Origin of the sequence: Streptomyces sp. NPDC091387, assembly GCF_044756945.1 — a bacterium.
Classification (GTDB): Bacteria; Actinomycetota; Actinomycetes; order Streptomycetales; family Streptomycetaceae; genus Streptomyces.
This window is the reverse complement of record NZ_JBIVTZ010000006.1, coordinates 435,160-461,517: the sequence shown is the minus strand read 5'-3', so window position 1 is coordinate 461,517 and position 26,358 is coordinate 435,160. Positions and strand designations below refer to the sequence as shown.

Below are 26,358 nucleotides of genomic sequence, written 5' to 3'. Positions count from 1 at the left end.
CGATCCACGGATGCATGCCCGGTCAACGAACCAGCACCCCGGCAGTCACCGTGCCCGGGAGAGGAACTACTTGCACCCCTCAAGCAACGGCATTGCCCGTTGTCGACCAGATAGCGGATCGCATCCAGTATCGCCCGGTGGCAGTACGCCTCCGGCTGCCCGCCCCGACCTCGCAGCCAGCCCGGCACCGGCAGCAGCGGCCGGACCACCGACCACTCCGCGCCCGTCATGTCCGAGGGATACCGCCGAACACGCTCCGGATGGTCGGCCGCATTCCCGAACCGGTGAGCGACACAATCACACCACAGAGCAGCCGAGTTGAACTCCACCGGCGCGAGCACGTACAACTGCGGCAACAGGGTCTCCTGGATCTCGGTTGGCTTCGCAACCCCGAGCTACCAAGAGGCCCTGCCTTCACGCCCGCAGCCGGCCACGGTCACCCGATCGAGACTCCCGTTCGACGCCCACCCCGCACGATCGGAACGACAACAGCTACTTACCGGCCGCGATGACCAGGCTCTTCACCCGCTGGGCCGGCTCGGGGTAGGCCGGAACCGGATGTGGGCCGCGGCCGGAGTAGGCCGGGGTGCACGGCTGTGCGTTCTCGGGTTGCGCGGTGGTCGTGGTCGAGATGCCCACCACGTAGTCGAGACCTCGTGTCTCCAGGCCGAGCCTGAAGGCGGCGGTGTCCCCGTAGCCGCCGTCAGCGATGACCTGGGGCACCTCGATGCCCCAGGACCGCGTCTCGTCGATCATGTCGAGGGCCAGCTGCCACTTCTCGACATGCCCGACCTGGGCAGGGATGGTGCACTTGTCGCGACGGGCCACCTTGACCGGATCGGCCTTGAGGCGGGATCCCAGCTCCCGGGCAGAAACAAACGCCAGTTCACCGCCACCGAGGCACCGTTGGAAGCCAGGTGAAGCGAGACCCCGGCCTGGCAGTTGGTGACCTTGCCCGCGGTGCCGGTGTACTGCCGGGTCACGCACGCCGACGCCTCCCCGTCCTTGAGGAACCCGGTGTCATCGGTGACCAGCGCGGTGGGTTTGATGACCGGCTGCATGCGCCAGGCCAGCCGGGCCCGCACATGCGCCGCATCCCACGGGCTGGAGGTCACGAAGTGGGCCAGGGCCTGCCGGTTCCCGTCCTCGCCCAGGCGGGCGGCCATCGGCTCCACCGACTTGCGCGCGCCGTCCAGCAGCAGGCCCCGCAGATAGACCCCGCCCCACCGCCGCTGATCCGCCCGCGCGCACGGCTCGAACATCTCCGCCGCGAAGTCCTCCAGATCACACCGGACCGCAGCCAACTCCTCACTCAGCACACCCGGTCAACGACACGACCGATCAAGAAGACACGCCACCACAGACCGCACGTGACCAAGCACTACTAGTACCCCGGCTCCAAGCTGGCCCCCGACCTCTCCCTGCCGAAGATCCGCATACGCCTGACCGACGGGTCCGCAGAGCCGAGCGCGCCCTCCGTCATCACTGACCGGACCAACTGGTCACCGCCCGCCCGTCAACGACGCAACGCCACGAGCACGTACAGCCCGGCTCACGGCGCCGCCCGCCCCCGGGTGCGTGCAGCCCGGCCGACGGGCCGCGCGCACAGCGACACCTACGGGCTGCTGATCAGCCGCTCCGGGATCAGGGACGGAATCAGGGCGGGAATCACTCAGGGCAGGATTCAGGGCCAGCGTGCTCGGAGAGCCACGCGTGGACAGCGAGGGCGGTCGTACGGGCATGCTCCTCCAGGACGCTGAAGTGGTCGCCCGGCACGGTGACTTCCGAGTGCGGCAGACTCCACGGCTCCGCCGCTTCGATGCCCGGCAGATCGTCCCCGGCGCGGACGAAGAGCGTGGGCGCCGAGAGCTCCGCCGGTTCCCAGCCGGAGAACCGGTCCAGATAGCCGGCCATCGCCGTGAGCCGGTCGGTCTCCGCCAAGGCGAACTGGGCAGCCTTGCCGAGCATTGCGACAGTCATGGCAGAGAGCGCGGGCCCGTCCTGCGCGCCGCTGACACTGTCCCCGGGGAAGGTGTCGACCAGGACAACGGCAAACGGGCGCACGCCCGCACGTTCCAGGTGTTCGGCAACGGCCTGCGCCACCCAGCCGCCGGCCGAGCGCCCCAGCAGGACGAACGGCTCGTCGCCCGAGCACGCGAGAACCGCGGCGGCCTGCGCCGACACGAAGGCCTCCAGCGTCGCGGGCAGGGCCTCGCGCGGCAGGAATCCCGGATTCGGCAGCACCGAGACGTCCCGCAGCCCTTGGAGGGACGACCCGAAGCGGGCGTACTCATGAGGACCCGAGAGCGCGCTGAGCGCCGGGAAACAGATCAGCCGGGGGCGGGCGGGGCCGGACGCGACGTTGACAGCCTCGGGCAGGGTACCGAGGGTTTCCGCGCTGTCGAAGACCTCACGAAAGCGGGAGGCGATCGTCAGAAGTGCCATGCCGTCCCATGCCCTGCCGAGGGCGCACGCCGTACGGAAGAGAGCGGACAGGGAATCGGCGTCCCCTGCGGACAGGGAATCGGCACCACCCGGTTTCGCAGTCCCTTCCGGGGCTCCGCCCGTCGCACCGGCCGTGCGGGCCGCGATCGGGGCGGGGAGAGTTTCCGCGGCAGTCCCGGAAAAGCGTTCCTCCAGGTGGGCGGCGACCGCGCGCGGTGTGGGGTGGTCGAAGAGGAGCGTGGCGGGCAGGGCGAGGCCCGTCATCGTCGCGAGCCGGTTGCGCAGTTCGACCGCGGCCAGTGAGTCGAGGCCCAGCTCCGCCAGTGGGCGGTCCGCCTCGACCGCGGACTGTCCCGCTGTGTATCCGAGCGCCGCGGCGGCTTCCGTCCGTACCTCCGACAGGAGCAGTGCGCCATGTTCGGCGGACGGCGTGCCGGCCAGCCGTCGTCGCAGGGAAACGCGGGCCTCGGGCTCCGCGGGTGTCCGGCGGACGCGCCCGCGGCCTGGCAGACGGGAGAGGGGCGCATCGGCGGTCCCGTGCATCTCCGGGTTCAGGCGTGCCGCGACCAGGACGGCGTCCCCGCTCCCGACGGCGGTGTCGAAGAGCGCGAGGCCCTCATCGGTCCGCAGCGGGACGAGGCCGGAGCGGGCCATCCGGCGCAGATCCGCACCTGCGAGCTCGGCGGTCATTCCGCCGGTCTGCTGCCAAGGGCCCCAGGCCAGAGAGGTGCCGGGCAGACCGAGGCTCCTGCGGTGCTGTGCCAGCGCGTCCAGGAACGAGTTCGCCGCCGCGTAGTTGCCCTGGCCACCGGATCCGAACACACCGGCCACCGAGGAGAACAGGGCGAAGACCGCCAGGTCGCTGTCCCGGGTCAACTCGTGCAGGGCAACCGCCGCGTCCACCTTCGGCCGCAGCACACGGTCCATGCGCTCCGGTGTGAGCGCCGCGATCACACCGTCGTCCAGCACACCCGCGGTGTGCACCACGCCGGTCAGCGGATGCTCCTGCGGCACAGTGGCGAGGAGCGCGGCGAGCGCGGCGCGGTCGGCGACGTCGCACGCGGCCACCGTCACCTCGGCACCCAGCCCGGCAAGCTCCGCACGCAGCTCGACAGCCCCCGGCGCGGCGGCTCCGCGCCGCCCGACGAGCAACAGGTGGCGTACACCCTGCTCGACCACGAGGTGGCGGGCGAAGGAGGCGCCCAGGGAGCCCGATCCCCCGGTGATCAGGACGGTCCCCCCGGGGGCCATGCGGCGCGACGGACCCTCCTGCGCCGTTGCGCCGGAGGCGTGTACCAGCCTCGGTACGTGGACGGCTCCTTCCCGCACGGCCGTCTGCGGCTCCCGGCTCGCCAGGACCTGGGCCATGGCCGTCTCGGATGCGGCGGCGCCGTCGACATCGACCAGGACGAACCGGCCGGGATTCTCCGTCTGCGCCGAGCGGAGCAGCCCCCATACCGGCGCGCAGACGAGAGCGGCATCGCCATTCACGGCGCCGGCGGCTCTCTCCAGTCCTGTGACGACGGCGCCCGAAGTGAGGACGACCAGGCGGGAGTTACTGAGGCGCTCCTCGGCCAGCCAGTCCTGCACGAGCCGCAGCGCCCATCCGGCCATGCGGTGTGCGGCCGACGCACGGTCCACTCCCTCCACCCCGGTGAGCGGCGGACAGGCGATGACGACATCCGGCGCGTCGGCGCCAGCAGAGGCCACATCCGCATACGCCTTCGGCCCGTCGCCCGACGGAAGAAGGGCGCCGCGCAGCCACGGTCCCGGCTCGCCCAGGAGACCCCACACCCGAGGCGCCGGAGCCGGGACGGGGGAATCGGGCAGGCGCATCCAGTCCAGGCGGAACAGGCAGTCGCCGTGCGCCCGGACGTCCTTCAACTGCTCGCGGGGAAGCGGCCGCAGGACCAGGGACCCTACCGTGGCCACGGGCGCGCCGGACCCGTCGGTCAGCTCCAGCCGTGCTCCGCTCTGCGCCGTCGGCGAGACACGCACCCGGAGCCGGCGGGCACCGGACGCGTGACATCGCACCTCGCTCCAGGCGAACGGCAGGGACACCCCGCTGCCGCTGCTGCCGCTGTCGTCCGGCGCCGGCGTGACTCCCCCGAGCATCATGGTGTGCAGCGCCGAGTCCAGGAGGGCCGGATGCAGGGTGAACCGGCCCGCGTTGCCGTGTTCTTCCTCCGGCAGCGCGACCTCCGCCAGGAGGTCATCGCCCAGCCGCCAGGCGGCCCGCAGACCCTGGAACGCCGGACCGTAGCGGAGCCCGCCATGAGCGAGCCGGTCGTAGAAGCCTTCACCGGGCCCTGCCCCGAGCGGCAGGGCGACCGCGCCCGCGGGCGGCCACGGACCGGGCACGGCCGCGGCCGCGGGCTCCGGCAGCTCCCGGGACGCGAGGATTGCCGACGCGTGGCGGTTCCAGGGCCCTTCGTACCCGGGAGTGCGCGGCCGTGCGTGGAACACCACTGTTCGCCGCCCGTCCTCATCCGGTCGCGCCACCTTCACCTGCAGCTCGACCGCTTCGTCGGACGACAGCGCCAGAGGCGCCGTCAGGGTGAGTTCCTCCAGTACGGGGGCGCCCACCCGGTCTCCGGCGTGCACTGCCATGTCGACGAACGCCGTCGCGGGCAGCAGCACGGCGCCCAGCACCCCATGGTCGGCCAGCCAGGGGTGGTCACGCGGTGACAGCACGCCGCTCAGCAGCAGGCCGCCGTCATCCGCTGTCGACGTGGCGGAACGCAGAAACGGGTGGAGCTCGGCGTCCAGCTCCGTCCGGGCTTCCGGCCGGTCGGCCTCCAGCCAGTACCGCCCGCGCTGGAACGCGTACCTGGGCAGTCCCGTACGGAGTGCGCCGCGTCCGGCGAAGACGGCGTGCCAGTCGACGCTCACACCGTGGGCGTGCAGTGCGGCGACGGCGGTGAGCAGCGCCTCGGCTTCCGGCCGGGGCCCTCGCAGTACCGGGACGACCAGGGGTGCGGGCGCGGCTTCGTCCGTCACCGGCACGGTTGCCTGCATGTCGGACAGGCAGTCCCGTGTGATGCCCGAGAGCACACCGTCCGGGCCGAGCTCCACATAGTGGGTAGCGCCCCGCTCCCGCATATCCCGCACCGTGTCGGTGAAGCGGACCGGGCGGCGTACGTGGTCCACCCAGTAGCCGGGCGAGCACAGTTCCGCGTCCGTCGCGGACCGGTCCGTCACCGCCGACACCAGGGGAAGCACGGGCCGGGAGTAGGTAATCCCCTGTGCCACCACGGCGAACGCGTCGAGCATGGGCTCCATGCGCGCGGAGTGGAACGCGTGACTCACCCGCAGCCGCCTGGTCTCGCACCCCTGCCCGCGCCAGTACGCCATGACCTCCAGCACCGCCGGCTCGTCACCGGAGACGACCACCCAGCGGCCGTTCACGGCCGCGATGTCCACCTCCCGCTCCCTGCCGGCGAGATACGCGGCGATCTCGTTCCCGTCGGCCCGTACCGCTCCCATCGCCCCGCCCGCGGGCAGTTCGTCCATCAGACGACCCCGCGCCGCCACCAGCGCACACGCATCGGCAAGGGACAGCACCCCCGCGGCATGTGCCGCCGCCACCTCACCGACGGAGTGCCCCGCCACCATGTCCGGGCATACCCCCCAGGACTCCAGCAGCCGGAACAGGGCCACTTCCAGGGCGAAGAGCGCGGGCTGCGCGAACCGTGTCGTGTGCAGGAGCCCGCTCCCCTCCGGTCCTTCGGCTCCGTCGTCCGCGAACACCACCTCGCGCAACGGCTTCGGCAGGAACGGATCCAGCAACGCGCAGGTCTCGTCGAAGGAACGGGCGTAAACGGGATGGGCCTCATACAGATCCCGGCCCATCCCGGCCCTCTGGCCGCCCTGACCGGCAAACAGGAACACGACCGGGCCCGCCGGGCGCGGGCCACTCGTACTCGCCCCCGGCCGCTGCCTTCCTTCGGCCACCGCGCCGAGGGAAGCGAGCAGTTCGTCCCGGTCACCGGCAACCACCACCGCACGGTGCTCAAAGGCGGCGCGGGTCGTGGCCAGCGAGAACCCGACGTCCAGCAGCCGTGCTCCGGGACGCGCGGCCACGTCGTCGTGCAGCCTTCGGGCCTGCGCCCGGAGCCCTGCGGCACTCCTCGCCGACACCGGGAACGGCACGGCCGCCGCAGAGATCTCCGGCCCGGTCACGAAGCCGCCGTCCGGGGCGCACCGGTCCGCCGCGGGCGCCTGTTCAAGTACCACGTGCGCATTGGTCCCACTGATCCCGAAGGACGACACACCCGCCCGCCGGGGCCGGCCGGTCGGCGGCCACGGCACCGCCCTGGTCAGCAGCGACACCGCGCCCGAGGACCAGTCCACCCTCGATGTGGGCTCGTCCGCGTGCAGCGTACGGGGCAGCACACCATGCTCCATCGCCTGAACCATCTTCATCACACCAGCCACGCCCGCCGCGGCCTGCGTGTGCCCGAAGTTCGACTTCACCGAGCCCAGCCACAACGGGTTCTCCCGCACCCCGGCCCGACCGTAGACCGCCAGGAACGCCTCCGCCTCAATGACATCACCGAGCCGGGTCCCCGTACCGTGCGCCTCCACCGCGTCCACCTCCGCGGGCTCCAGCCCCGCATCGGACAGGGCCTGACGGATCACCCGTTGCTGAGCCGGCCCGTGCGGCGCCGTCAGACCGTTACTCGCACCGTCCTGATTCACCGCGGACCCACGTACCACAGCCAGCACCCGATACCCCGCCCGCAGGGCGTGGGAAAGCCGTGTCACCAGCAGCATTCCCGCGCCCTCCGCCCACCCGGTACCGTCCGCCGACGCGCCGAACGCCTTGCAACGGCCGTCCGGGGCCAGCGCACGCTGCCTGCTGAACTCCACGAAGGAACTGGGCCCCGACATCACCGTGACCCCGCCGGCCAGCGCGAGCGAACACTCACCCCTGCGCAGCGCCTGGACAGCCAGATGCAGAGCCACCAACGACGACGAACACGCCGTATCCACCGTGATCGCCGGCCCCTCCAGACCCAGCGTGTAAGCAATCCGGCCCGAGGCGACACTGCCCGCGTTCCCGATACCCAGATGCCCCTCCACGTGCTCGGGGGTATCGGCGAACCGCCCGGCGTAGTCGCTGTACATGAGCCCCGCGTACACACCAGTAGCCGTCCCACGCACCGTACCGGGATCGATTCCGGCATGTTCGAAGGCCTCCCAGGCGACTTCTAGCAGCAGCCGGTGCTGCGGATCCATCGCCAGTGCCTCGCGGGGCGAGATACCGAAGAAGGCCGGGTCGAAGCGGTCCACACCGGACAGGAAGCCGCCCTCGCGTACGTACGTCCGGCCCGCCCGCCCGGGATCCGGGTCGAACAGCCCGTCGATGTCCCATCCCCGGTCGGTGGGGAACGGGGTGATGGCATCGACACCGTCATCAACGAGCCGCCACAGATCCTCCGGGGACTCCACCCCGCCCGGGAAACGGCACGCCATCCCGACGATCACCACGGGGTCGTCGTCCGTTCCGTCTCCGTCCGGGCGGGTGGGCGCGGCGCCGCCCGGTTCACCGGTGAGCCGAGCCGCGAGGTGGGCGGCCATCTCCGTCGCCGTGGGGAAGTCGAAGGCGGCGGCCTCGGACAGGGAGAGACCGGTCGCCGCCGACAGACGGCTGGACAGTTCGGTCGACGTCAACGAGTCAAGACCCAGATCGCGAAACGCGGTGCCCGGCTCCACCTCGTCGGCGGCGCAGTCCAGTACGCCGGCGACCACGCCCCGTACCAGAGCCTGCAGATCCACCGCGTCCATTCCCGCGGGCGAGGGTGCTTCGGCCTCCAGGAGCCTCGCCGGGCGGTCGGCGAGCGCGTACCGCTTGGCCTTCCCCGAGGCGGTGCGCGGGATCCCCTCCACCTCATAGAAAGCAGCGGGGATCTTGAACGGTGACAGCTGCTCCCGGCAGGCGGCGAGGACGGCTCTCCTGTCGAGTGCCCCGGCCTTCTCCGGGACCAGATAGGCGACCGGCACCTCACCGAGTACGTCATCGGTCCGGCCGGTCACAGCAGCGTCCTTGATGTCCGGCAGCGCCAGCAGAACCGCCTCCACCTCGGAGGGGTGGATGTTCTCGCCCGCGCGGATGATCAGCTCACTGACCCGGCCCGTGATGGTGACTTCGCCGCGGGCGTCGATCCGGGCGAGGTCACCGGTGCGGTACCACCCGTCGCGCAGCACCTGGGCGGTGTCGTCGGGCCTGCCGTGGTACCCGGCCATGACGCCGGGCCCGGAGACCCACAACTCGTCCTCGCCCGACGCTTCACCGCCGTCGGCGCTGCTCGCGCTGCCGTCGCCGATACGCACCCGGGTGCCCGGCAGCACCCGGCCGCACGAGCCGGCCGCACGGGCGGCGCCCGGTGCCGGCATGGTGACGGGCCCCGCCTCGGTGCTCCCGTAGTGCTCGAGGAACGGGACCCCGCAGATCTCCTCGAAGGCCCGCTCGAAGACGGGACCGGCGGCCGCACCGCCACTGACGCAGCCACGGAGCGCGGGGGCCGTCAGCCCCTCGGCGCGTACGGCGTCGAGGAGCTTGGCGTACGTCGCCGGCACTCCGGCCAGCAGGGTGAACGGGTTCTCCGTCCGGCGCAGTTGACCCAGCACGTCCGCTGCGGAGAACCGCGGCAGGATGACGGCGGACGCTCCGGTCGCGGTCACCCCGATGACGCAGAGGATCTGGCCCATGGCGTGGTGGAGAGGCAGCGGCCAGAGCAGCCGGTCATCGGCCGACATACCGAGGACGGCGACGAAACCGGCGGCCACCGGCGACAGGCGGTTGCGCTGTGTGGACAGCACGCCCTTGGGGGTGCCGGTCGACCCGGAGGTGTAGAGCAGCCATGCCACCTCGTCGAGCCCGAGGTCGTCCGGGGCGGGAACGGACGGTTCGGTGGCGGCCATGTCCTCGTAGGAGAACGTGCCGGGCTCCGTACCCACCGCGGCGTCGCCACCCGCCGACCGGAGGAGCACCACGCTCAGGTGCGGGTGCTCCGGCAGGAGCGGCCCCAGCAGGCCCAGATGGGACCGGTCGGTGAAGATGACCCGGGCTCCGCTGTCGTCCAGCATGTGAGCCAGCTCGGCTCGCGTGCTCCGCGAGTCCATCGGCACGCCGACCGCGCCCGCCCTGGTGACAGCGAGCATGCTCTCCACGGCTTCGACGCGATTGCCGAGGAGGACCGCCGCCCGCTCGCCGTGCCGCAGCCCGAGTCCGGCCAGATGGCCGGCCAGCCGTCCCGTGCGTAGTTCCAAATCCGCATACGTCACACAGGACATGGGGTCCTGGAACGCGACCTTCGAGCCGAAGCTGCGCGCATGTTCCCGGAGCAGCTCGGGCAGTGGCCGGATCGGGGCTACGCGTGATGTCACCGGGACGAACACATCCTCATCGGACAGCAGTTGATGTTGAAACAGTATGGATCCACGGACGATTGCGTCCATCATCGTTTCGAACCGGGCGTGTTGGCGGTCGGCACGTCCGGGCAGCCGGAAACGTCGGGGCCGTCCGGGCCGGGGCTGAAGCCTGATCGCCCTTTCACTGGCCGGTGGTTGGCCGGTTCCTTTCTGTGCCTGTTCCGTTCCTTCTCCTTCGGACCGATGCTGACCGGGACGACGGCGGGCGGGGCAGGCCGACAGAGGAGTGCGTGTGACAGTTCAGGCATCGGGCGAAACGGGCAATGATCACGAGAAGCGGGCGGGCGACGATGCGATGCCCGGGGCTCAGGAGTCGATGACGCCCTTCGACGAAATCTACGACCGGCCCGACCCCCGGGCCTTCTTCCGCGCATTCCAGCCGCTGGGCTACCGGACCCCGCACCACGCCCAGGGAATCCACCGCAGGCTGATCGCGACCGGCGTGTGCGCAACCGGAGGCGGAGCGGTACTGGACATCTGTTGCTCCTACGGCATCAACGCGGCCCTGCTGAACCACGATCTGACGCTGGACGACCTGTACGGCCACTACACCTCGTCCAGGGCGTCAGCGATGACCACCAGTGAACTGATCACCTGGGACCGCGAGTTCTACCGGTCCCGGCGCCGCCCGGACGCGGTCCCCGTGTTCGGCCTCGACGCGGCGCCCAATGCCGTCGCCTACGCTCGCGAGGTGGGCCTGCTGGACGAGGGCTTCCGCGAGAATCTGGAGGTCGCGGCGCCGTCCGCCGCCCTCCTGCGCGCGGCGCGGCGCGTTCGTCTGATCACGGTCACCGGCGGGGCCAGCTTCCTGTCGTCGCGCACCTTCCGGCCACTTCTCGAATCGGCCGACGCCCCGGTGTGGGTGGCGGCGTTGGTGCTGCGTACCGGCTCCTACCGGCCCATCGCGCAGTGCCTGGACTCCTTCGGACTGGTCACGGAGAAGGCGGCTTCCCCTACGTTCGTCCAGCGTCGGTTCACCAGTGACGAGGAGCGGCAGTTCGCCGTCGAAGCGGTGACCGCGGCCGGCGAGGACCCCCGGGGGAAGGAGACGGACGGCCATTTCCACACCGCCGTCCATCTGTCCCGTCCCGCCCAGGACACCGTCTCGTATCCGGTCAGCGGCCTCGTGCAGCCGGTCTGACCCGCTCACGCGCCCGGAGCCGCAGGGTGTGGAAGCCGCCGGGCCGGCTCCGTCCGCGTCCAGGTCACCAGGAGGTGTTCCGGGCTGCGTGAGGTGGTCCCCACGCGCCAGCGGACGGATTGTGGCGGTTGTGCGAGCCGGAGTCCCGGGAACCTGGCCGCCAGCCGGTGCAGGGCCAGTTGGAGTTCGATCCGGGCCAGCCAGGCGCCCAGGCAGTAGTGCGGTCCGGCGCCGAAGGACAGGGTGGGGGCTTCCAGCGGTGCGAACAGGTCGTCCGCCGTGCTTGCCGGGAAGACGTCGGGGTCACGGTTGGCCATTCCGCAGTCCGCCAGGACCACCGCTCCGGCCGGGATGAGAACGCCCCCGACCTCGACGCCCTCGGTCGCGCGACGTGTGCTCCCGCGGTCGTCGCCCAGGGGAATCAGGTGGAGCAGGCGGTCGGCCACCGCGCCGGCCGACTCCCCTGCGGCCGCCAGGAGCGGCCAGGCCTCCTGTCGCTCGGTGAGCAGGTACAGGAGTGAGTTCCCGAGCATGGTCATCGTGCTGTCGTGGCCCCCGACCACCAGCCCGCAGACGAGGCTGACCAGCTGCGCCTCGGGAATGCCGCCCTCCTCGTCGGCGGCCCGGACCAGGCCGCTCACCAGGTCGTCCCCGGGATCGCGTCGCCGTGCGGCCAGCAGTTCTGCGCCGAACGCGGAGAACTCGGCCATGGCCGCGCCCACCTCGTCACCGCAGCGGGAACCGTCCGTGAACGCGTGATCGCTCCAGTGGCGCATCCGCTCACGCGCGGCCGCGTCGAGCCCCATCAGGCGGCTGATCACGGCCACCGGCAACGGCAGCGTGAACTCCGCGACGATGTCCACCGGCCCGTCTCCGCGGGCCAGGCCGTCCAGCAGTTGTTCCACGATCGCCGCGATCCAGGGCTGCCACCGGGCGACGGTTCTCGGAGTGAACGCGCGGCGCATGGTGCGGCGCAGTCGCAGGTGGTCGGGGCCGTCCTGGTTGAACATCAGGTCCGGGTCGTTGACCAGCCCCGGCAGCTGGGCCAAGGGCGGCCCGTCCGACGCGTACAGCTCGGAGCGGCCGAACCGGCTGTCGCTGAGCACTTGCCTGACATCGGGATACCGGCTGACGAGCCAGGCCGGCGACCCGTCCGTCAGCTCGGTGAGCCGCGGCGGGCCAGGGATGTCGAACTCCATGCGGTGGAGCGGGGCCAACAATGGTTCGGGACCAGCACTCTTGCTGGTGCTTACTGCGGCGGACAAAGTACCTCCTGGCAATGCGTGTTCGACGGGAACAGAACGGGCTGTTGGACGGATCGGGGTGGAGGAAAGGAGGAACGGCGGCGGGGGCTCACGGGTACTGAGGTCGCCCGCTACCGTTCCGTGCGCCGGCGCGCTCCCGCCCTCGCCCTGCGGTCACAGCTCGACAAGCACCTTCCCCAGGTTGGCCCCCCGGTCGTGGTACAGGCTCCCGTAGGCCGCGGGAATGCTGTCGAAGCCGTGGTGGAGGGTGTGGTCACAGACGACCTCCCCCCGCCGTACCCTGCCGCCCAGCTCGGTGTGGAGCGACTGCCAGTTCTCGTCGGTGAACCACTCCAGGGAGAAGATCCCGCGCACGGTGGCGCGCGGGAACATGATGTACGGCAGGAGCCTGGGTCCCACCGCGTCCTGGCCGACCTGGGTCGCCCACTGCCAGCACACCGCCACCTGGCTGCCCACGTTGAGCAGGGAGAAGACCACGTCGGTCACGGCGCCGCCGAGGTTGTCGAAGTAGCGGTCGACGCCGTCGGGAGCCGCTCGGGCGAGCGCGTCGCGCACGCTCTCGGCGCTGTCGCCCTGCCGGTAGACGACGACCGCGTCGAACCCCAGCTGCGACAGGTACTCCGCCTTCTGCGGACTCGACGTCGTGCCGACCACACGGGCGCCCGCGATCCGGGCCAGCTGGCCGACGAGTGTCCCCACCGCGCCTGAGGCACCGCTGATCACCAGGGTGTCTCCCGGCCCGGCGTCGAGGAACGTGGAGAGCGTGCCCCAAGCGGTCATGCCCGGACCGCCCATCGCGCTCAGCGCCGTCGCCAGGGGCAGCGCGTCGTCGTACCAGCACGGGTCGAGGCGGCGGAAGGCGGGGAACACCATCGGGAAGGTTCCCGTCTGCCACAGCGATTCCTCGCCCGCGCTGACCAGATGGGACCGCCAGCCGCCGAATCCCTGCACCAGGTCACCCGGTTGGTGCGCGGCCCGCGGGCCCGCCTCCAGCACTTCCATGATCGAGTCGGCGCCCATGTGCCGGCCGAGCGGGGTGTCCAGCGCGATGCCCTGAAGATAGGGATCGACCGAGACGTACCGCGTCTTCAGCAGCATCTCGTCGGGTGCCAGGTCCACGTCGATGTCGCGGACGATCTTCTCGTAGATCCGGTCGACGTCGGGAGCGCCCTCGACGTGTTCGCGGACGACCCACTCCTTGATCTTCACTTCTGCTCCTGTTCCATACCGGTGAGGTCGAAAGGGGCCGCGGCGGAGCCCTCGGGGCGCCCTCCGACCGGAATGACGAGATGGGTCGGCGGCGGCCGGGTCTCGTCGAGGGAAGCGGTGAACGGCCTGCCGTCGTCACGGCAGACGAACTGCACGACGTGCCGGCCCGCCGCGGCGGCCCGGATCAGTCCGCCCGTCGTCGCCCAGACGCCGGAGAGGTAGAAGTTCTCCAGGCCGGGAAGCCCGGGGCCGTGTTTCTTGACGAGTTCCTCCAGGGTCTCGCCGCTCTCCACGAACGGCTGCCACCCCAGGACCGTCCCGTCGTGGTTGCCCGTGTAACGGACCTGGGTGAGCGGGCTCGACACATCGCGCACCGCGATGGCGTCCTCAAGGCCCGGGTAACGCTCCTCCAGGAACTTCACGAGCGCCGTGCGTGCCCGCCGTTTGGCCGCGTAGTAGCCGCGGCCGTGCCGCACGGGGAGCGTGTGGAGCTCCTGGCCGCCCCGGCTCCGGGTGATCTGTTCCGGGCCTTCGTCCAGGGCGCGCCAGGGGGCGATGTCGCAGAAGTAGGTAGCGTAGACGATGGTCGTCCCGCTCGGCGAGAGCTCCGGATAGTGGCAGCTGCGGAACTGAACGTTGATGCTCCGGTGGCGGATGCCGGTCAGTTCGGCCGCCTGTTCCTCGTTCAGCAGGTAGGTGGTGCACGGGTCGCCCTCGGGGAAGGGCCGTTTGAGCCCCAGGAAGAGGGTGAAGTAGCCCGGAAACACCATGCCCGGTTCGTTGATGGTCTCGGTGTAGAGCCGCCGGTAGGCGTCGTTCAGATAGCGGCCCCCCAGGAGTTTCATCATCGTGGTGGGGCCGTCGCAGGCGGACACGATGATGTCCGCGCGCAGTTCACGGCCGTCGCTGAGGCGGACGCCGACGGCTCGGTCGTCCTCGACGACGACCTCCTCGACCTTGGTGTTGTACGTGACCCGGCCGCCGAGCCTCCGGTAGCGCTGCTCGATCGACTCGGCGAGGCCGAGCGATCCGCCTTCGGGCACGCCCGCCGAGAGGTTGGCGTGCGAGGCGAGCTGGAAGTGGGTCGGCAGTACGGGGAACGCCGGGTGCTTCTCGTAGAGGACGAAGTTGAACGCCTCTCGCAGCAGCGGGTCCTTGAACCGGGCCGAGTAGTCCGACATCAGCACCGAGATCGACTTGCGCACCGCGTTGAAGTACGGGACGAACGAGGCCAGCATGCGCCAGCGCTCCACACGCCCCATCAGCCCCACCGGTTTGAGGAAGGGGTAGACGGCCAGCGCCTTGCGGAAGGAGCGCAGCTGGCGGCAGAACTCCCGGATCTGTTTGGCATCGGCGGGCGAGAGCTCGGTGAGGTGGTCCTGCAGCCGGTCCGGGTCGGAGTAGAAGTAGACCGCTCTGCCGTCCTGTCCGCGCACGATGTTGAACACGTCGAAGTGGCGTACCTCCTTGCCCTGCAACGCGCCGAGCTCCAGCCAGATCTGGTGCATCTCGTTGCCGGGGCCGCTGCCGAGCATCCAGCTGACGCAGGCGTCCAGGGTGAAGTCGCCGCGTTCCCAGGCGGTGCAGCAGCCTCCCGGGATCTCGTGCATCTCCAGCACCTGGGTCCGGTAGCCGTTCATCTGGGCGTAGCAGCCGGTGGAGAGACCACCGAGTCCGGCCCCGATGATGATCATGGTTTGCCTGTCGCGCGGCGCCCGTGTCACGGGGCCGTTCTTCTCTGTCGTCACGCGCCGGTTCCCTCCTTGGAGGACCACCGGTCGAGCTGGGGCAGCTGCCCCAGCCTGTCCGGGTGCCAGGGAGCGGTGCCGCAGCTCTCCCACGCCCTGAACGGGAGGCCCAGTTCTTCGCACAGGTACTGGGTGGCGAAGCGGCCGGTGGACGCGGCACGGATCAGGCCGCCCATGCCGACCCATTGGCCGGCCATGGAGAACCCGCTGAGTCCGGGCAGCCGCATCCGGTCCTTGCCGACCAGCTCGGCTGATACGTCGTCGGCGTCGGAGAACGCCTTCCAGGCCAGGATCGAACCGTTGTGGTTCCCGGTGTACCGCCGGGTCGTCGCCGGCGAGGCCACGTCCACCAGGTCGATCCGCTCGGCCGTGCCCGGCCAGAGCCTCTCCAGGAACCGCCGTACGAAGTCGGCCACCTGGCGCTTCTGCGCCCAGTAGGCCTTGCGGTCGCTGTGGCGCAGCGCCTTCCAGTAGGTGTAGTCGCTGAAGTAGGTGCAGTGGACCACCGACTTCCCGGGCGGGGCGAAGCCGTCCGAGTAGCGCGACCGCAGCTGGACCACCAGGCTGCTCTGGAGCGCGCCCGGCAGTTCGGCGGCCTCCTCGGGCGGGAGCAGGTAGGTGGTGCTGTGGGCGTCCTCGGCGGGAAGCGCGCCGCGGATGCCGACGAAGGCGGAGACCACGGCGGGAAACAGCGTTCCGGGGCGTTCCAGCAGTTCGGTGTAGAGCTTGTCGATCCTCGGGCCGGTGTATCTGCCCTCCAGCAGTCCGTAGATCGTGGTGTGTCCGTCGCAGGCCGACACGATGTGGTCGGCGTAGTACTTCCTGCCGTTGCGGAGCTCGATCCCGATGGCACGGTCGTTGTCCACCAGTACCTTCTCGGTGCGGGCGCGGTAGGTCACCGTCCCGCCGAGTCCGGTGTACCGCTCCTCGACCGACCGGGCGAGGCCGAGCGAACCACCTTGCGGGAAGCCCGCGTTGCCGTGGTAGGCGCTGGCCATGTTGAACAGGTACGGGAGCAGGGGGAAGCCCTCGGGATCCTGGAAGAAGATGTTCCGGAAGGCTCTGCGCAGCAGCGGGTCCTCGAACCGGTCAGCGAATCGGTGCATCGGCGTGGCCGCGGTGCGCCAGAAGAGGCGGAAGGCCGGCAGTACGGTGCGCAGTGTCGCCGCTCTCTCCCGTACGGTCCGCAGGGCGGGCGCGGTCAGGAACGGATAGAGCTCGATCTCCGTGAACCGCCTCAGGTCACGGCAGAAGGAGCGGATCAGCCGGGCGTCGGCGGGCGAGACGCGCAGCAGGTGTTCCTCCAGACGTGCCGGATCGTTCCAGAAGGTCACCGATCTGCCGCCCTCGTCGACGACCTTGTTGAACAGGTCGAAGTTCCTGACCGTCTTGCCGTCGAGCGCGCCCAGTTCACGCCAGACCTGGTTGGCGTCGTTGCCCGCGGCGGTGCCGATCAGCCACTCGATGCAGTAGTCGAAGAGGTAGCCGTCACGGGACCAGGCGGTGCAGCATCCGCCGGGCAGCACGTGTTTCTCGAAGATGCGGGTCCGCATCCCGCTCATCTGTGCGTAGCAGCCGGTGGACAGGCCTGCCATGCCCGCGCCGATGACGATGACGCGGGGAGCGCTGCCGGGCGTGCGGTGCGGGGTGTCCCAGTCGTCCTCATCCGGCATGGTCCGCGTCCCCCGTGAGAAGGGCGCGTACCAGGGCGGCGTTGCGCGGGAGGTGTTTGGGGTCGAGCATGTCGGCGTGGGTCCCGGAGCCCCGCAGAACGTGGGTCCCGCCGGTGGAGCTGCCGTGCCAGGCGCCCGGGGCGCCGACGGCGTAGAGGCCTGCCTTCTCCTCGTCGGTCACGACGCCGACCGAGGCCGCCACCGTCCCGGTGTTGGGGGTTCTGCCACAGAACTCCAGATACTCGGCCGCGTGTTCGAGCACTGTCTTGGCGACGATCTCGGAGCCGGTGTGCTGGTACAGGTGGCGGCCCAGCTCCGCCTCGAAGGTCCGGACGCCCTCCTCGCCAGGCTCGTACCTCTCCAGGATGCGGCGGGAGTCCAGCACCACGACGTGCGAGACCTCGCGCCCGCGTGACTCGAGTTCCTTGGCCACCTCGAACGCGAGGTTGCCGCCCAGCGAGTACCCGAGCAGCCGGCAGGGGCCCTCGGACCCGACGGACTCCACCAGGTCCGCGTAGCGGGCCACCTTGTCGTCGCCGGGCACATAGTTGAACGCGACGATCCGGTACTGGGGGAGCTGCTCCGCGAAGCTGCGGTAGACGAGCGCGTGGCCACCCGCCGGGGGGAAGCAGAAAACGGGCTGCCCCTGCCCGGGGTTGAAGGTCAGGTAGGGAAGTTCCTCGGACGTCGTGCTGTTGACCAGGTCCTCCACGGCCGCGGCCATGCCGTGAAGGGTCGTGGCCTGGTACAGGCGGCTGACGGGGACGCCGATGCCGAACTCGGTCCGCAGGTGGTGGAGGAGCTCGATCAGCTTGATCGAACTGCCGCCGGATTCGAAGAAGTCGTCCCCCAGTCCCGCCCGGTCCATCCCGAGCAGGGCTTCCCAGTGCCGGGCCATGCTCCGTTCGTAGAGGGTCACCGGCGCTTCGTACGACTGCTGCCGGTCCGCAACGGCCGGCACCGGGAGCGCGGCGACGTCGATCTTTCCGTGCAGGGTGAGCGGCAGTCCGGGCAGCTCGACGACATGGGAGGGGACCATGAAGGCCGGTACGGCTCCCGCGAGATGGCGGCGCAAGGCGCGCCGGTCCAGCGCCTCCCCCGGCTCCGCCACGCAGTAGGCGCAGAGGGTCGCGTCCCCCGCGGCGTCGGGGCGGACGGCCACCACCGCGCGGGCGAGGCCCGGCCAGCCCGTCAGATGCGACTCGATCTCCGCGATCTCGATCCGGTGACCGCGCAGCTTGACCTGGTGGTCGCTGCGTCCGAGGAGGTGCATCCGGCCGTGTGTGTCCCAGCGTGCCACGTCGCCGGTCCGGTACAGCCGTACCGGTGCGGCGCCGGGCTCGCGGCTCAGGTTCCACGTCACGAAGCGTTGCGCCGTCTGGTCCGGGTCCCCGGCGTACCCGATCGCGACGCCTTCGCCGCCGATCCACAGGTCGCCCGGCACACCGGGCGGGACCGGTTCGCCGTGCTCGTCGAGGACATGGAGTGTGCTGTTCGCCAGCGGCCGGCCGATCGGCACCATCAGGCCGGGCTCGAGGCCGTCCGCGGGCCCCTCGAAGAAGGCGCTGTCGATGGTGGCCTCGGTGACGCCGTAGGAGTTGATCACCCGGGTGGCCGCACCGCACAGACCGCGCAGCCGCTCGTACTCGGCCACCTTCCACGCATCGGAACCGACTACCAGCAGGCTCATGAAGTCGAGCCGTTCCCCCTCGCGCTCGCAGTGGTCCATCAGACCCCGTACGACGGCGGGGACGAACTCCGCGCAGTCGACCCGTTCCGTCCGCATCGTGCGGTACAGCCGGGCTGTGTCGAAGATCAGGTCCCGGTCGGCCAGTACCAGGCGGCCGCCCGAGCACAGGGCGCGCACCAGGTCACCGGTGAACACGTCGAACGAGGGCTCCGCCATCTGGAGATGGACACGTGCCTCGTCCGCCAGCCGGTACTCCTCGAACCAGGCCCCGTACGCGGAGGCGAGGCTGCGATGGCTGACCCGCACGGCCTTGGGGCGGCCGGTGGATCCCGAGGTGTTGATGACGTAGGCGGGCGAGTCGAGGTCGGCCGTCCCCTGCGGGGCCGGCCCCTCCGTCTCCGTCGGGCGCAGCCCGGCCGGGGTCACCACGGTGGCCGGCAGGCCCTCGGCCCATGCGGCACGCGTGTCGTCGACGACGATGAGGTCGGCCTCCGCGATGCCCAGTACGTGGGCGACGCGGTCGGCCGGCTGATCGGGATGGACCGGCAGGTAGGCGCCTCCCGCCCTGAGCACCGCGAGAAGGGTGACGACCAGCTCAGGCGACTTGTCGAGGCACAGCCCCACGACGGAACCGGGCAACACGCCCAGCTCGCGCAGCCGCCGGGCCCTGGCGTTCGCCCTGCGGTCGAGCTCCCCGTACGTCAGGTCTGCCGTGCCTCCCCGCAGGGTCGGTACCGAGACGGCGACGGCCTCGGGCTGTGCGGCGGCGATATCCCCGATCAGGTGATGGACCGGCCTGTCCCGGTCCGGCTGCCGCTCGGCGACGGCCGGCAGCCGGGAGGCGCCGCTCCACTCGGTGACCAGTTGCTCGCGCTCCTGTGTGCCGAGCATCTCCAGCCTCGGGGTGGGCAGTTCGGCGGGCGCTCGCGTCATGCTGTCGAGCAGTTGGACGTAGTGCGAGGCCATGCGGCGCACGGTCTGAGACAGGAAGAGGTCGGTGTTGTACTTGAGCACGCAATGGAAGCGTCCCTCCGCCTCGTCCTCGTAGACGGACAGGGTGATGTCGAACTGTCCTTCCTCTTCGGGGAGTTCGATGTACTCCAGCCGGTATCCGTACTGCTCGGTGGCCACCTTGTGGGTGAGCAGGATGAACATCGCCTGGAACACGGCCGAGCGGCTGGGGTCGTGCTGGAGCCCCAGTTCCTCGACCAGCAGGACGAACGGGTACTCCTGGTTGTCCAGGCCGTTCAGGACCGTCCTGCGGACCTGCTCCAGCAACTCCGCGACCGTGGGGCCCGCGGACAGGTCCGCGTGCAGCGGCAACGGGTTGACGAAGTAGCCGTAGACCGAGGCGAACTCCTGGTGGGTACGGCCGGTCACCGGGCTGCCGACGACGACGTGGTCCTGGCCGGAGTAGCGGTGCAGCAGTACGTAGTAGGCGCTGAGCAGCACCATGAACGGCGTCACGCCGTGTTCCTGTGCCAGCGCGTGGACCCGGGCACTGAGCTCGTCATCGAGGACGAAGAACTCCGAGGCGCCGTTGTGTGTCTGCACCGCTGGACGGGGCCGGTCGGTCGGCAGGTCCAGGAGCGGGACCTCGGCGGGCAGGTGGGAGCGCCAGTACTCAAGCATTCCGCCGGCCTCGCGGCCTGCCAGGAACCGGTTCTGCTGGTTGAGGAAGTCCAGGTACCTGGCGCCCACCGGCGGCAGCGAGGGTTCCCGGCCCTGCTTCAGTGCCTCGTACACGGCGAGCAGTTCCTCGATGAAGGTGAAGGTCGAGATCGCGTCCGAGACGATGTGGTGGACGGCCTTCATGATGATCCAGCGGCTCGGCCCCCGTTTGAACAGCCGGAACCGCACCAGCCGGTCGCGTTCGAGGTCGTACGGCTTGCGGTACTCGCGGATGATCGTTCGCTGGATGTCCTCCCAGCTTTGGCCCTGGACGTCGAACAGTCCGAGGTCGGGCTCCGTCCCGGAGGTCGTGCGCTGCACCGGCACGCCGTCCTCCAGATGGAAGTTGGCGCGCAGTGACGGATGGCGCGCGATGAGCGTGCGCACCGCCTCGAACATCAGCTCGGGTTCGAGTTCGGCGCGCACCTCCACGGCGCCGCCGATGTTGTACGCGTAGCCGTCGGGATTGAGCTGCTTGAGGAACCAGAGCGCCTTCTGGTTCTGGGTCAGGGGGTGGTTCAGCTCGTCGGTGAACACCTCGACGGCCGTCGCGTCGCTCTCCCCCGCGCTACCCGCCGCCACCCGTTCTGCCAGGCCGTCGTACAGCCGGCCGGCCAGTTCGCCGACGGAGGTACCGCTCAGCAGGGCGACCACGGGCAGGGCGATGCCGAGATCGGCCTGTGTCCTGGCGCGCAGCTCCATCGCGAGCAGTGAGTCGAGCCCGAGCCCGGTGAGCCCGGCCGCGGGGTCGATCTCGTGCGCCGCGGCCCGGAGGACCGTGGCGGTGAGCGCCGTGAACCGGTCGGTCACCAGGCGACGGCGTTCCGTCTCCCCTGCGTCGCGGAACGCGTCGAGGAATCCGCCGCCCTCCTCCACCGCGTGTTCCTGAGCGGCCGCGGCCAATTCGGTGACCAGCGGTGGCGGGGAGTCGTACCAGGCCAGGAAGGTCGGCCAGTCGACGACCGTGGCGACGAGCAGCTGTGCCCGGTCCTGTCCGATGACGCGTTCCAGTACGGTCATCCCCGCTCCCGGGGACAGCGAGCTCATTCCCCGGCTGCGGAGGTAGTGGTCGACCAGGCCCAGTTCCTCGATCATTCCCGTCGCCCAGGGGCCCCAGTCAAGGCTCAGGGCCGGCAAACCCTGCGCACGCCGCCGATGGGCCAGCGCGTCCAGGAAGGCGTTGCCAGCGGCGTAGTTGGTCTGGCCCGCGGTCGTCAGCAGCGAGGCGATCGAGGCGAAGAGCACGAAGTGTTCGAGTGGTTCGTCCCGCAGGTGTTTGTCCAGCAGGTACGCCCCCACGGCCTTCGGGTCGAGCACCGCGTCGAACGTGGGGCGGTCCATGTCGGCGACAAGCCTGTCCCGTACCTGGCCGGCCAGGTGGAACACGCCACGCACGGGCGGTGCTCCGCCCCGCCGGTGCTCGTCGAGCCAGGCGGTCAGCGCGTGCTCGTCCGTCACGTCGACCGGTGCCAGGACCGTCTGTGCGCCGGCGGCCTCCAGCTCCCTGAGGAGAGCGACGGCCCTGCCCTGAGCCGTGGCAGGGTCGGTCGCCCGCCAGGCGTCGCGCCCCGGTACGGGGGTCCTGCTCATCAGGATGAGCCGACGGGCCCCGCGCTTCACCAGCGTCCGGCACAGCAGCCGGCCCAGCGCCCCGAACGCGCCGGTGACGAGATAGCTCCCGTCCGCCCGCAGGCGCAGCGGCAGCGGGCGTGTCAGCCCCTCGGCGGGCCGGATGCGGCTGGTCGCCCGGCGGTCGCCGCGCAGCCCGATCTCCTCCTCGTCATCGCTGAGGAACTCGCGCAGCAATGCCTCGGCGTCCGCGCGGACGCCGGGTGCGCCGGGCTCCTGTGCGGGGTCGAGGTCGACGAGTTTGCCACGGTGACCGGCCAGTTCCTGGTGCCGGAGCACGCGCGTCACGCCCCAGGCGGGCGCCCCGAGCGGTTCGGCCCCTTCCCCCGGTGAGACGGGCTGGGCGCCGCGGGTGACCACGTGCAGCCGTCCGCCGGCCTGCCGGGCGAGGAGGATCCTGGCGAGCGCGACGAGGGAGTACGCGCCGCTGTCCGCGGCCCGCGCCAGGTCCTTGCGCTCACAGTCCGCGAGGTCGGGCAGGTCGAGGTTCCACAGGTGCACGACCGTTCCGCGGAAGGGCGCGCCGTCCCGGTCCAGCTCGGCGAAGAGCTGCTCCAGCAGGGCTGCGCAGTCCGGTGCACCGGATAACTTCCCGTTCTCCGCCGACCGGCCGTCGTGGTCGCCCACGCGTACCGTGCGGCAGCGATCACCGCGCGCGGTAACCATCTCCGCGAAGGCGTCCCCGACTCCCCCGTCGTCCGCCAGGACGAGCCAGTCCTGCGGCTCCTCGGTGCCGGGACCCTGCGCCGCTTCCGCGGAGGCCGCCGCCCACGGGCGGTCGGTCCAGACGGGTTCCGCGAGCCAGGAGTCCACAGTGCTCCGGGAGACGGCCCCCGAGGCCTTCTCCACGTCGGCCGCACGGAAACCCCGCATACGGCCCAGCGCCGTCCCGTCCTCGGCGTACAGCGCGAGGTCGCCGACCAGTTCGTCCCCGTCGTGGCGGCGCACCGTGCCGTGCACCCACAGGGGCTGGTCCCCGACGGGCGAGACGCTCATCTCCTCGAGCGACAGCGGCAGCCGGATACCGGTACCCGCCGACGCTGTCTCCCCGGCCAGGATCTGCGGCGTCAGCAGAGCCTGGAAGCAGGCGTCGAGCAGCACCGGGTGAATGTGGTGGCCCGCCGCGCCGTCCCCGATCACCGCGGGCGGACTGATCCGCGCCAGGACCTCGTCGGTGCCGATCCAGACCTCCTCGATGGCCTGGAAGGCGGGACCGTACTGGTAGCCCAGCGCGGCCAGCGCGGCGTAGCACTCCTGATTGTCCAGCCGACGCAGGCTCCGTTCCCTGATCGGGCCCGCGTGCAGCGCCGGCCCGGCCGAGCGGCGCTGCGCGGTACGCACCACTCCGCTCGCGTGCACGGTGCGCTCCGCCTCGGGACCGGCCGCGGCGGAGGCGACGACGAAGCCGCCGTCCTCCAACGACACGGAGAGGTGAACCGTGCGGACGTCGTCCTCGGCGAGGAAGAGCGCCTTGCGCAGATCGATGTCGGCCAGCACGACGTCCGTACCGCCGGTCAGCTCCCGCACGGCTTGTGTGGCCATCTCCAGGTAGCCGGCCGCGGGAAACACGACGGATTCCTGAATGCGGTGATCGGCGAGGTACGGCAGCCGCTCGGTGTCGAGCCGGGCTTGCCAGGTCGGTTCGGTGTGGTCCGTGCGGCGGCCCAGCAGGGGGTGGTCGAGCAGCCCGAGCCGGACCTGTGCGACGGCGCCCGGCTCCGTCCAGTGACGGTCGCGGCGCCATGGGTAGCGGGGCAGCGGGACGGTCTCCCCGACGGGCTGGAGTACGTCCCACGCGATGCCGAGCCCGAAGTTGTGCAGTGTCGCCAGGGACACCGCGAAGCGCTCGGGTTCGTCCTCCTCGCGGCGCACCGAGGGCACCGAGACACCGGTGCGCCCCTTGGCCTCCAGGCATTCGCGGATGGAGTGTCCGAGGACCGGGTGGGGGCCGATCTCGAGGAACAGCCGGTATCCGTCGTCGGCGAGCCGGTCCACGGCCGCGCGGAAGCGCACGCGGTCACGGACGTTCTTCCACCAGTAGGCGGCGTCCAGCTCGACGTGCTCGGCTACGCCCTCCTGGCCCGTGAGATGGACCGGAACCGTCGCCGGACGGGGCTCGATGTCTGCCAGCGCGGTAAGCAGTTCGTCCTTGATCTGATCCATCGCGGCGCTGTGGTAAGGAACCTCCACCGCAAGGAACTTGGTGAAGACCTGTTCGGATCGCAACGCGTCGGCCAGCGCGGTCAGCGCTGTTCCGTCCCCGGCCAGGGTGACCGAGGCGGGGCTGTTGACGGCGGCCACGGAGATCCGGTCCCCGTAGGGGCGTACCCAGCGGTCGGCCTCGGCCTCGGGCAGGCCGACGGCGAGCATGGTGCCCGTTCCGGACAGGGTGTGCTGGAGACGGCTGCGGTGGACGGCGATCCTGACCGCGTCCTCCAGCGAGTAGACGCCCGCCTCGTAGAAGGCGGCGATCTCTCCGGTGCTGTGCCCCACCACCGCGTCCGGGCGGACGCCGTACGAACGCCACAGGGCCGCCAGACCGATCTGTACAGCGAAGTTGGCCGGCTGTGCGAGCCAGGTCTCCGCCATCCGCGACCGGCTCTCGTCGGCCGCCATCTCGTCCATGAGGGACCATCCCGCGATCTTCCGGATCTCCCGGTCGCACGCGGTGACCGCGTCCCGGAACACGGGTTCGCTCGCCAGCAGCCCACGTCCCATGGCCCACCACTGCGGGCCCATGCCGGTGAACACCCAGACCAGTCGCCGGTCCTGGGCGTCCAGTTGCCGCCCCTGCACCACCCGGGGATGCGGATCGCCCCGCAGATAGGTGTCCAGCGCCTCGTCCAGGGACTCCTTGGAGGAGTAGACGACGGAGAGACGCGATTCGAGGTGCTGGCGCCGGTGGGCGAGTGTGTGACCGAGGTCGTCAAGGGCGACCGTGGGTCCGTGGCCGCCCGCGAGCTCGCGGCTGATGCCTTGCGCCATCTGCGGGAGGGCGTCCGGGTGACGCGTGGTCAGGGGGAGAATGCTCCAGCTCCGCTCCTGCGACCGGAAGGGCCGGGAGGCGTGGGAGGACCGGGTGGGTGCCGGGTGCGCCGTGTGCGCGGGTGCCTCCTCCAGGACCGCGTGGGCGTTGGTGCCGCCGAAGCCGAAGGCGTTCACCCCGGCCCGCGCCGGCCCCTCGTGCTCGGGCCAGTCCGTCACCCGGGTGGGGATGTCGTACGGCGAGGAGGCCCGGTCGATGGCGGGGTTGATCCTTTCGAGGTTGATGTGGGGCGGGATCCGGCGGTGCCTGAGGGCCAGGGCGGTCTTGATCAGCCCGGCGATCCCGGCGGCCGATTCCGTGTGCCCGATGTTCGCCTTCACCGAGCCGACGTAGCAGGCGGCGCCCGGGGCCCGTCCGATGGCGAGTGCGCGGGACAGTGCGTTGGCCTCGATCGGGTCGCCCACGGGCGTCGAGGTGCCGTGCGCCTCCATGTACTGCAGATCACCGGGGGTGATGCCGGCCTCGGCACAGACCCGTCGCACGAGTGAGACCTGGGCCTCACCGTTGGGGACGGTTATGCCGTTGGTCCGGCCGTCCTGGTTGACGCCGCTGCCGACGATCACCGCATGGATCGGGTCCCCGTCCCGCAGGGCGTCCTCCAGACGCTTGAGCGCGACCAGGCCGACGCCCTCGGCACGCACGTAGCCGTCGGCCGAGGCGTCGAACGTGCGGGAACGCCCTTCGGGCGACAGGAATCCGCCCTTCGTCTCCGCGATGGTGTACTGCGGTGCCATGTGCAGCAGTACACCGCCCGCGAGTGCGAGACCGCTCTCTCCTCTGTTCAGGCTCTGGCACGCAAGGTGGACTGCGACCAGGGAGGAGCTGCACGCGGTGTCGACCGAGAGGCTGGGGCCGCGGAAGTCGAAGGAGTGCGAGATCCGGTTCGACACCATCGTCATCATCGTGCCGGTCGCGGTGTGAGCGGCGAGCGTGCCGAAGCTCAGATCGGCGAACTGAAGGATCTTGTAGTCCAGCGTGAACGCACCGACGTAGACGGCCGTGTCGCTGCCTGCCAGATCGGCGGGCCGTTGGCCGCCGTCCTCCAGCGCCTCCCAGGCCACTTCCAGGAGCTTGCGCTGCTGGGGGTCCATGTGGTCGGCCTCGCGGGGGCTGATACCGAAGAAGGCTGGTTCGAACTCGTCGAAACCCTCGATGTATCCACCCCTGCCACCCGCCAGGCGACCGGGCTTGTCCCGGTGGCGGCTCTTCAGGGTGTTGACGTCGTAACGGTCCGCGGGCGTGGGGATGACGCAGTCCTTGCCGTCCAACAGGTTCTGCCAGAAGGCCCGGTGGTCCGATGCTTCGCCGGGAAAGCGGCAGCCGATACCGATGATCGCAACTTTGCCCGTAGAAGCGTCATTGATCGCGTCAGCCAAGTTCGCACACTCCTCATCAGGTGGACGC

At 70.7% G+C, this 26,358-nt stretch carries 8 protein-coding genes and 1 pseudogene; 1 reads left to right on the top strand and 8 read right to left on the bottom strand.

The annotated features are described in order from the left end of the window. From ACIQM0_RS15670 to ACIQM0_RS15660, 3 genes and pseudogenes are all read right to left on the bottom strand, one after another. A partial coding sequence (locus ACIQM0_RS15670; RefSeq protein ID WP_401286450.1) for a transposase occupies nucleotides 1-356 on the bottom strand: 356 nt, incomplete at its 3' end. A 139-nt stretch (nucleotides 357-495) separates the two neighbouring features. Continuing rightward, nucleotides 496-1,262: pseudogene (locus ACIQM0_RS15665) on the bottom strand (IS701 family transposase); the annotation flags it as partial. A gap of 406 nt (nucleotides 1,263-1,668) precedes the next feature. Beyond that, nucleotides 1,669-9,837 carry a type I polyketide synthase gene (locus tag ACIQM0_RS15660; RefSeq protein ID WP_401286449.1) on the bottom strand — a complete coding sequence of 2,723 codons (8,169 nt, stop codon included), beginning with the start codon at nucleotides 9,835-9,837 and terminating at the stop codon, nucleotides 1,669-1,671. A 277-nt stretch (nucleotides 9,838-10,114) separates the two neighbouring features. Between ACIQM0_RS15660 and ACIQM0_RS15655 the strand changes: the two genes are divergently transcribed. Beyond that, the gene (locus tag ACIQM0_RS15655; RefSeq protein WP_401286448.1) at nucleotides 10,115-11,023 is read left to right on the top strand and encodes a hypothetical protein; all 909 of its coding nucleotides are present in this window, start codon (nucleotides 10,115-10,117) and stop codon (nucleotides 11,021-11,023) included. 5 nt (nucleotides 11,024-11,028) lie between these two features. Here ACIQM0_RS15655 and ACIQM0_RS15650 read toward each other — a convergent pair whose 3' ends face one another. The 5 genes from ACIQM0_RS15650 to ACIQM0_RS15630 form a co-directional block, all read right to left on the bottom strand. Beyond that, complete coding sequence (locus ACIQM0_RS15650; RefSeq protein WP_401286447.1) at nucleotides 11,029-12,222, bottom strand: cytochrome P450; 1,194 nt, start codon at nucleotides 12,220-12,222, stop codon at nucleotides 11,029-11,031. Nucleotides 12,223-12,441: 219 nt separating this feature from the next. Beyond that, nucleotides 12,442-13,497 carry an MDR family NADP-dependent oxidoreductase gene (locus ACIQM0_RS15645; RefSeq protein ID WP_401286446.1) on the bottom strand — a complete coding sequence of 352 codons (1,056 nt, stop codon included), beginning with the start codon at nucleotides 13,495-13,497 and terminating at the stop codon, nucleotides 12,442-12,444. Beyond that, entirely contained in the window at nucleotides 13,494-15,191 is a 1,698-nt protein-coding gene (locus ACIQM0_RS15640) for a phytoene desaturase family protein (protein WP_401286474.1), read from the bottom strand. Before ACIQM0_RS15640 ends, ACIQM0_RS15645 begins: the two co-directional genes overlap by 4 nt. A gap of 50 nt (nucleotides 15,192-15,241) precedes the next feature. Beyond that, the gene (locus tag ACIQM0_RS15635) at nucleotides 15,242-16,918 is read right to left on the bottom strand and encodes a phytoene desaturase family protein (protein WP_401286445.1); all 1,677 of its coding nucleotides are present in this window, start codon (nucleotides 16,916-16,918) and stop codon (nucleotides 15,242-15,244) included. After that, nucleotides 16,908-26,330, bottom strand: coding sequence for an amino acid adenylation domain-containing protein (locus tag ACIQM0_RS15630; protein ID WP_401286444.1), 9,423 nt, complete (start codon nucleotides 26,328-26,330; stop codon nucleotides 16,908-16,910). The genes ACIQM0_RS15635 and ACIQM0_RS15630 overlap by 11 nt, the downstream gene beginning before the upstream one ends. Between the last annotated feature and the right edge of the window lie 28 nt (nucleotides 26,331-26,358).

Coding starts and splice junctions, on each gene's coding strand:
- ACIQM0_RS15650 (WP_401286447.1), bottom strand. CDS start 12,222: ATGGAGTTCGACATCCCTGGCCCGCCGCGGCTCACCGAGCTGACGGAC.
- ACIQM0_RS15635 (WP_401286445.1), bottom strand. CDS start 16,918: ATGCCGGATGAGGACGACTGGGACACCCCGCACCGCACGCCCGGCAGC.
- ACIQM0_RS15640 (WP_401286474.1), bottom strand. CDS start 15,191: ATGATCATCATCGGGGCCGGACTCGGTGGTCTCTCCACCGGCTGCTAC.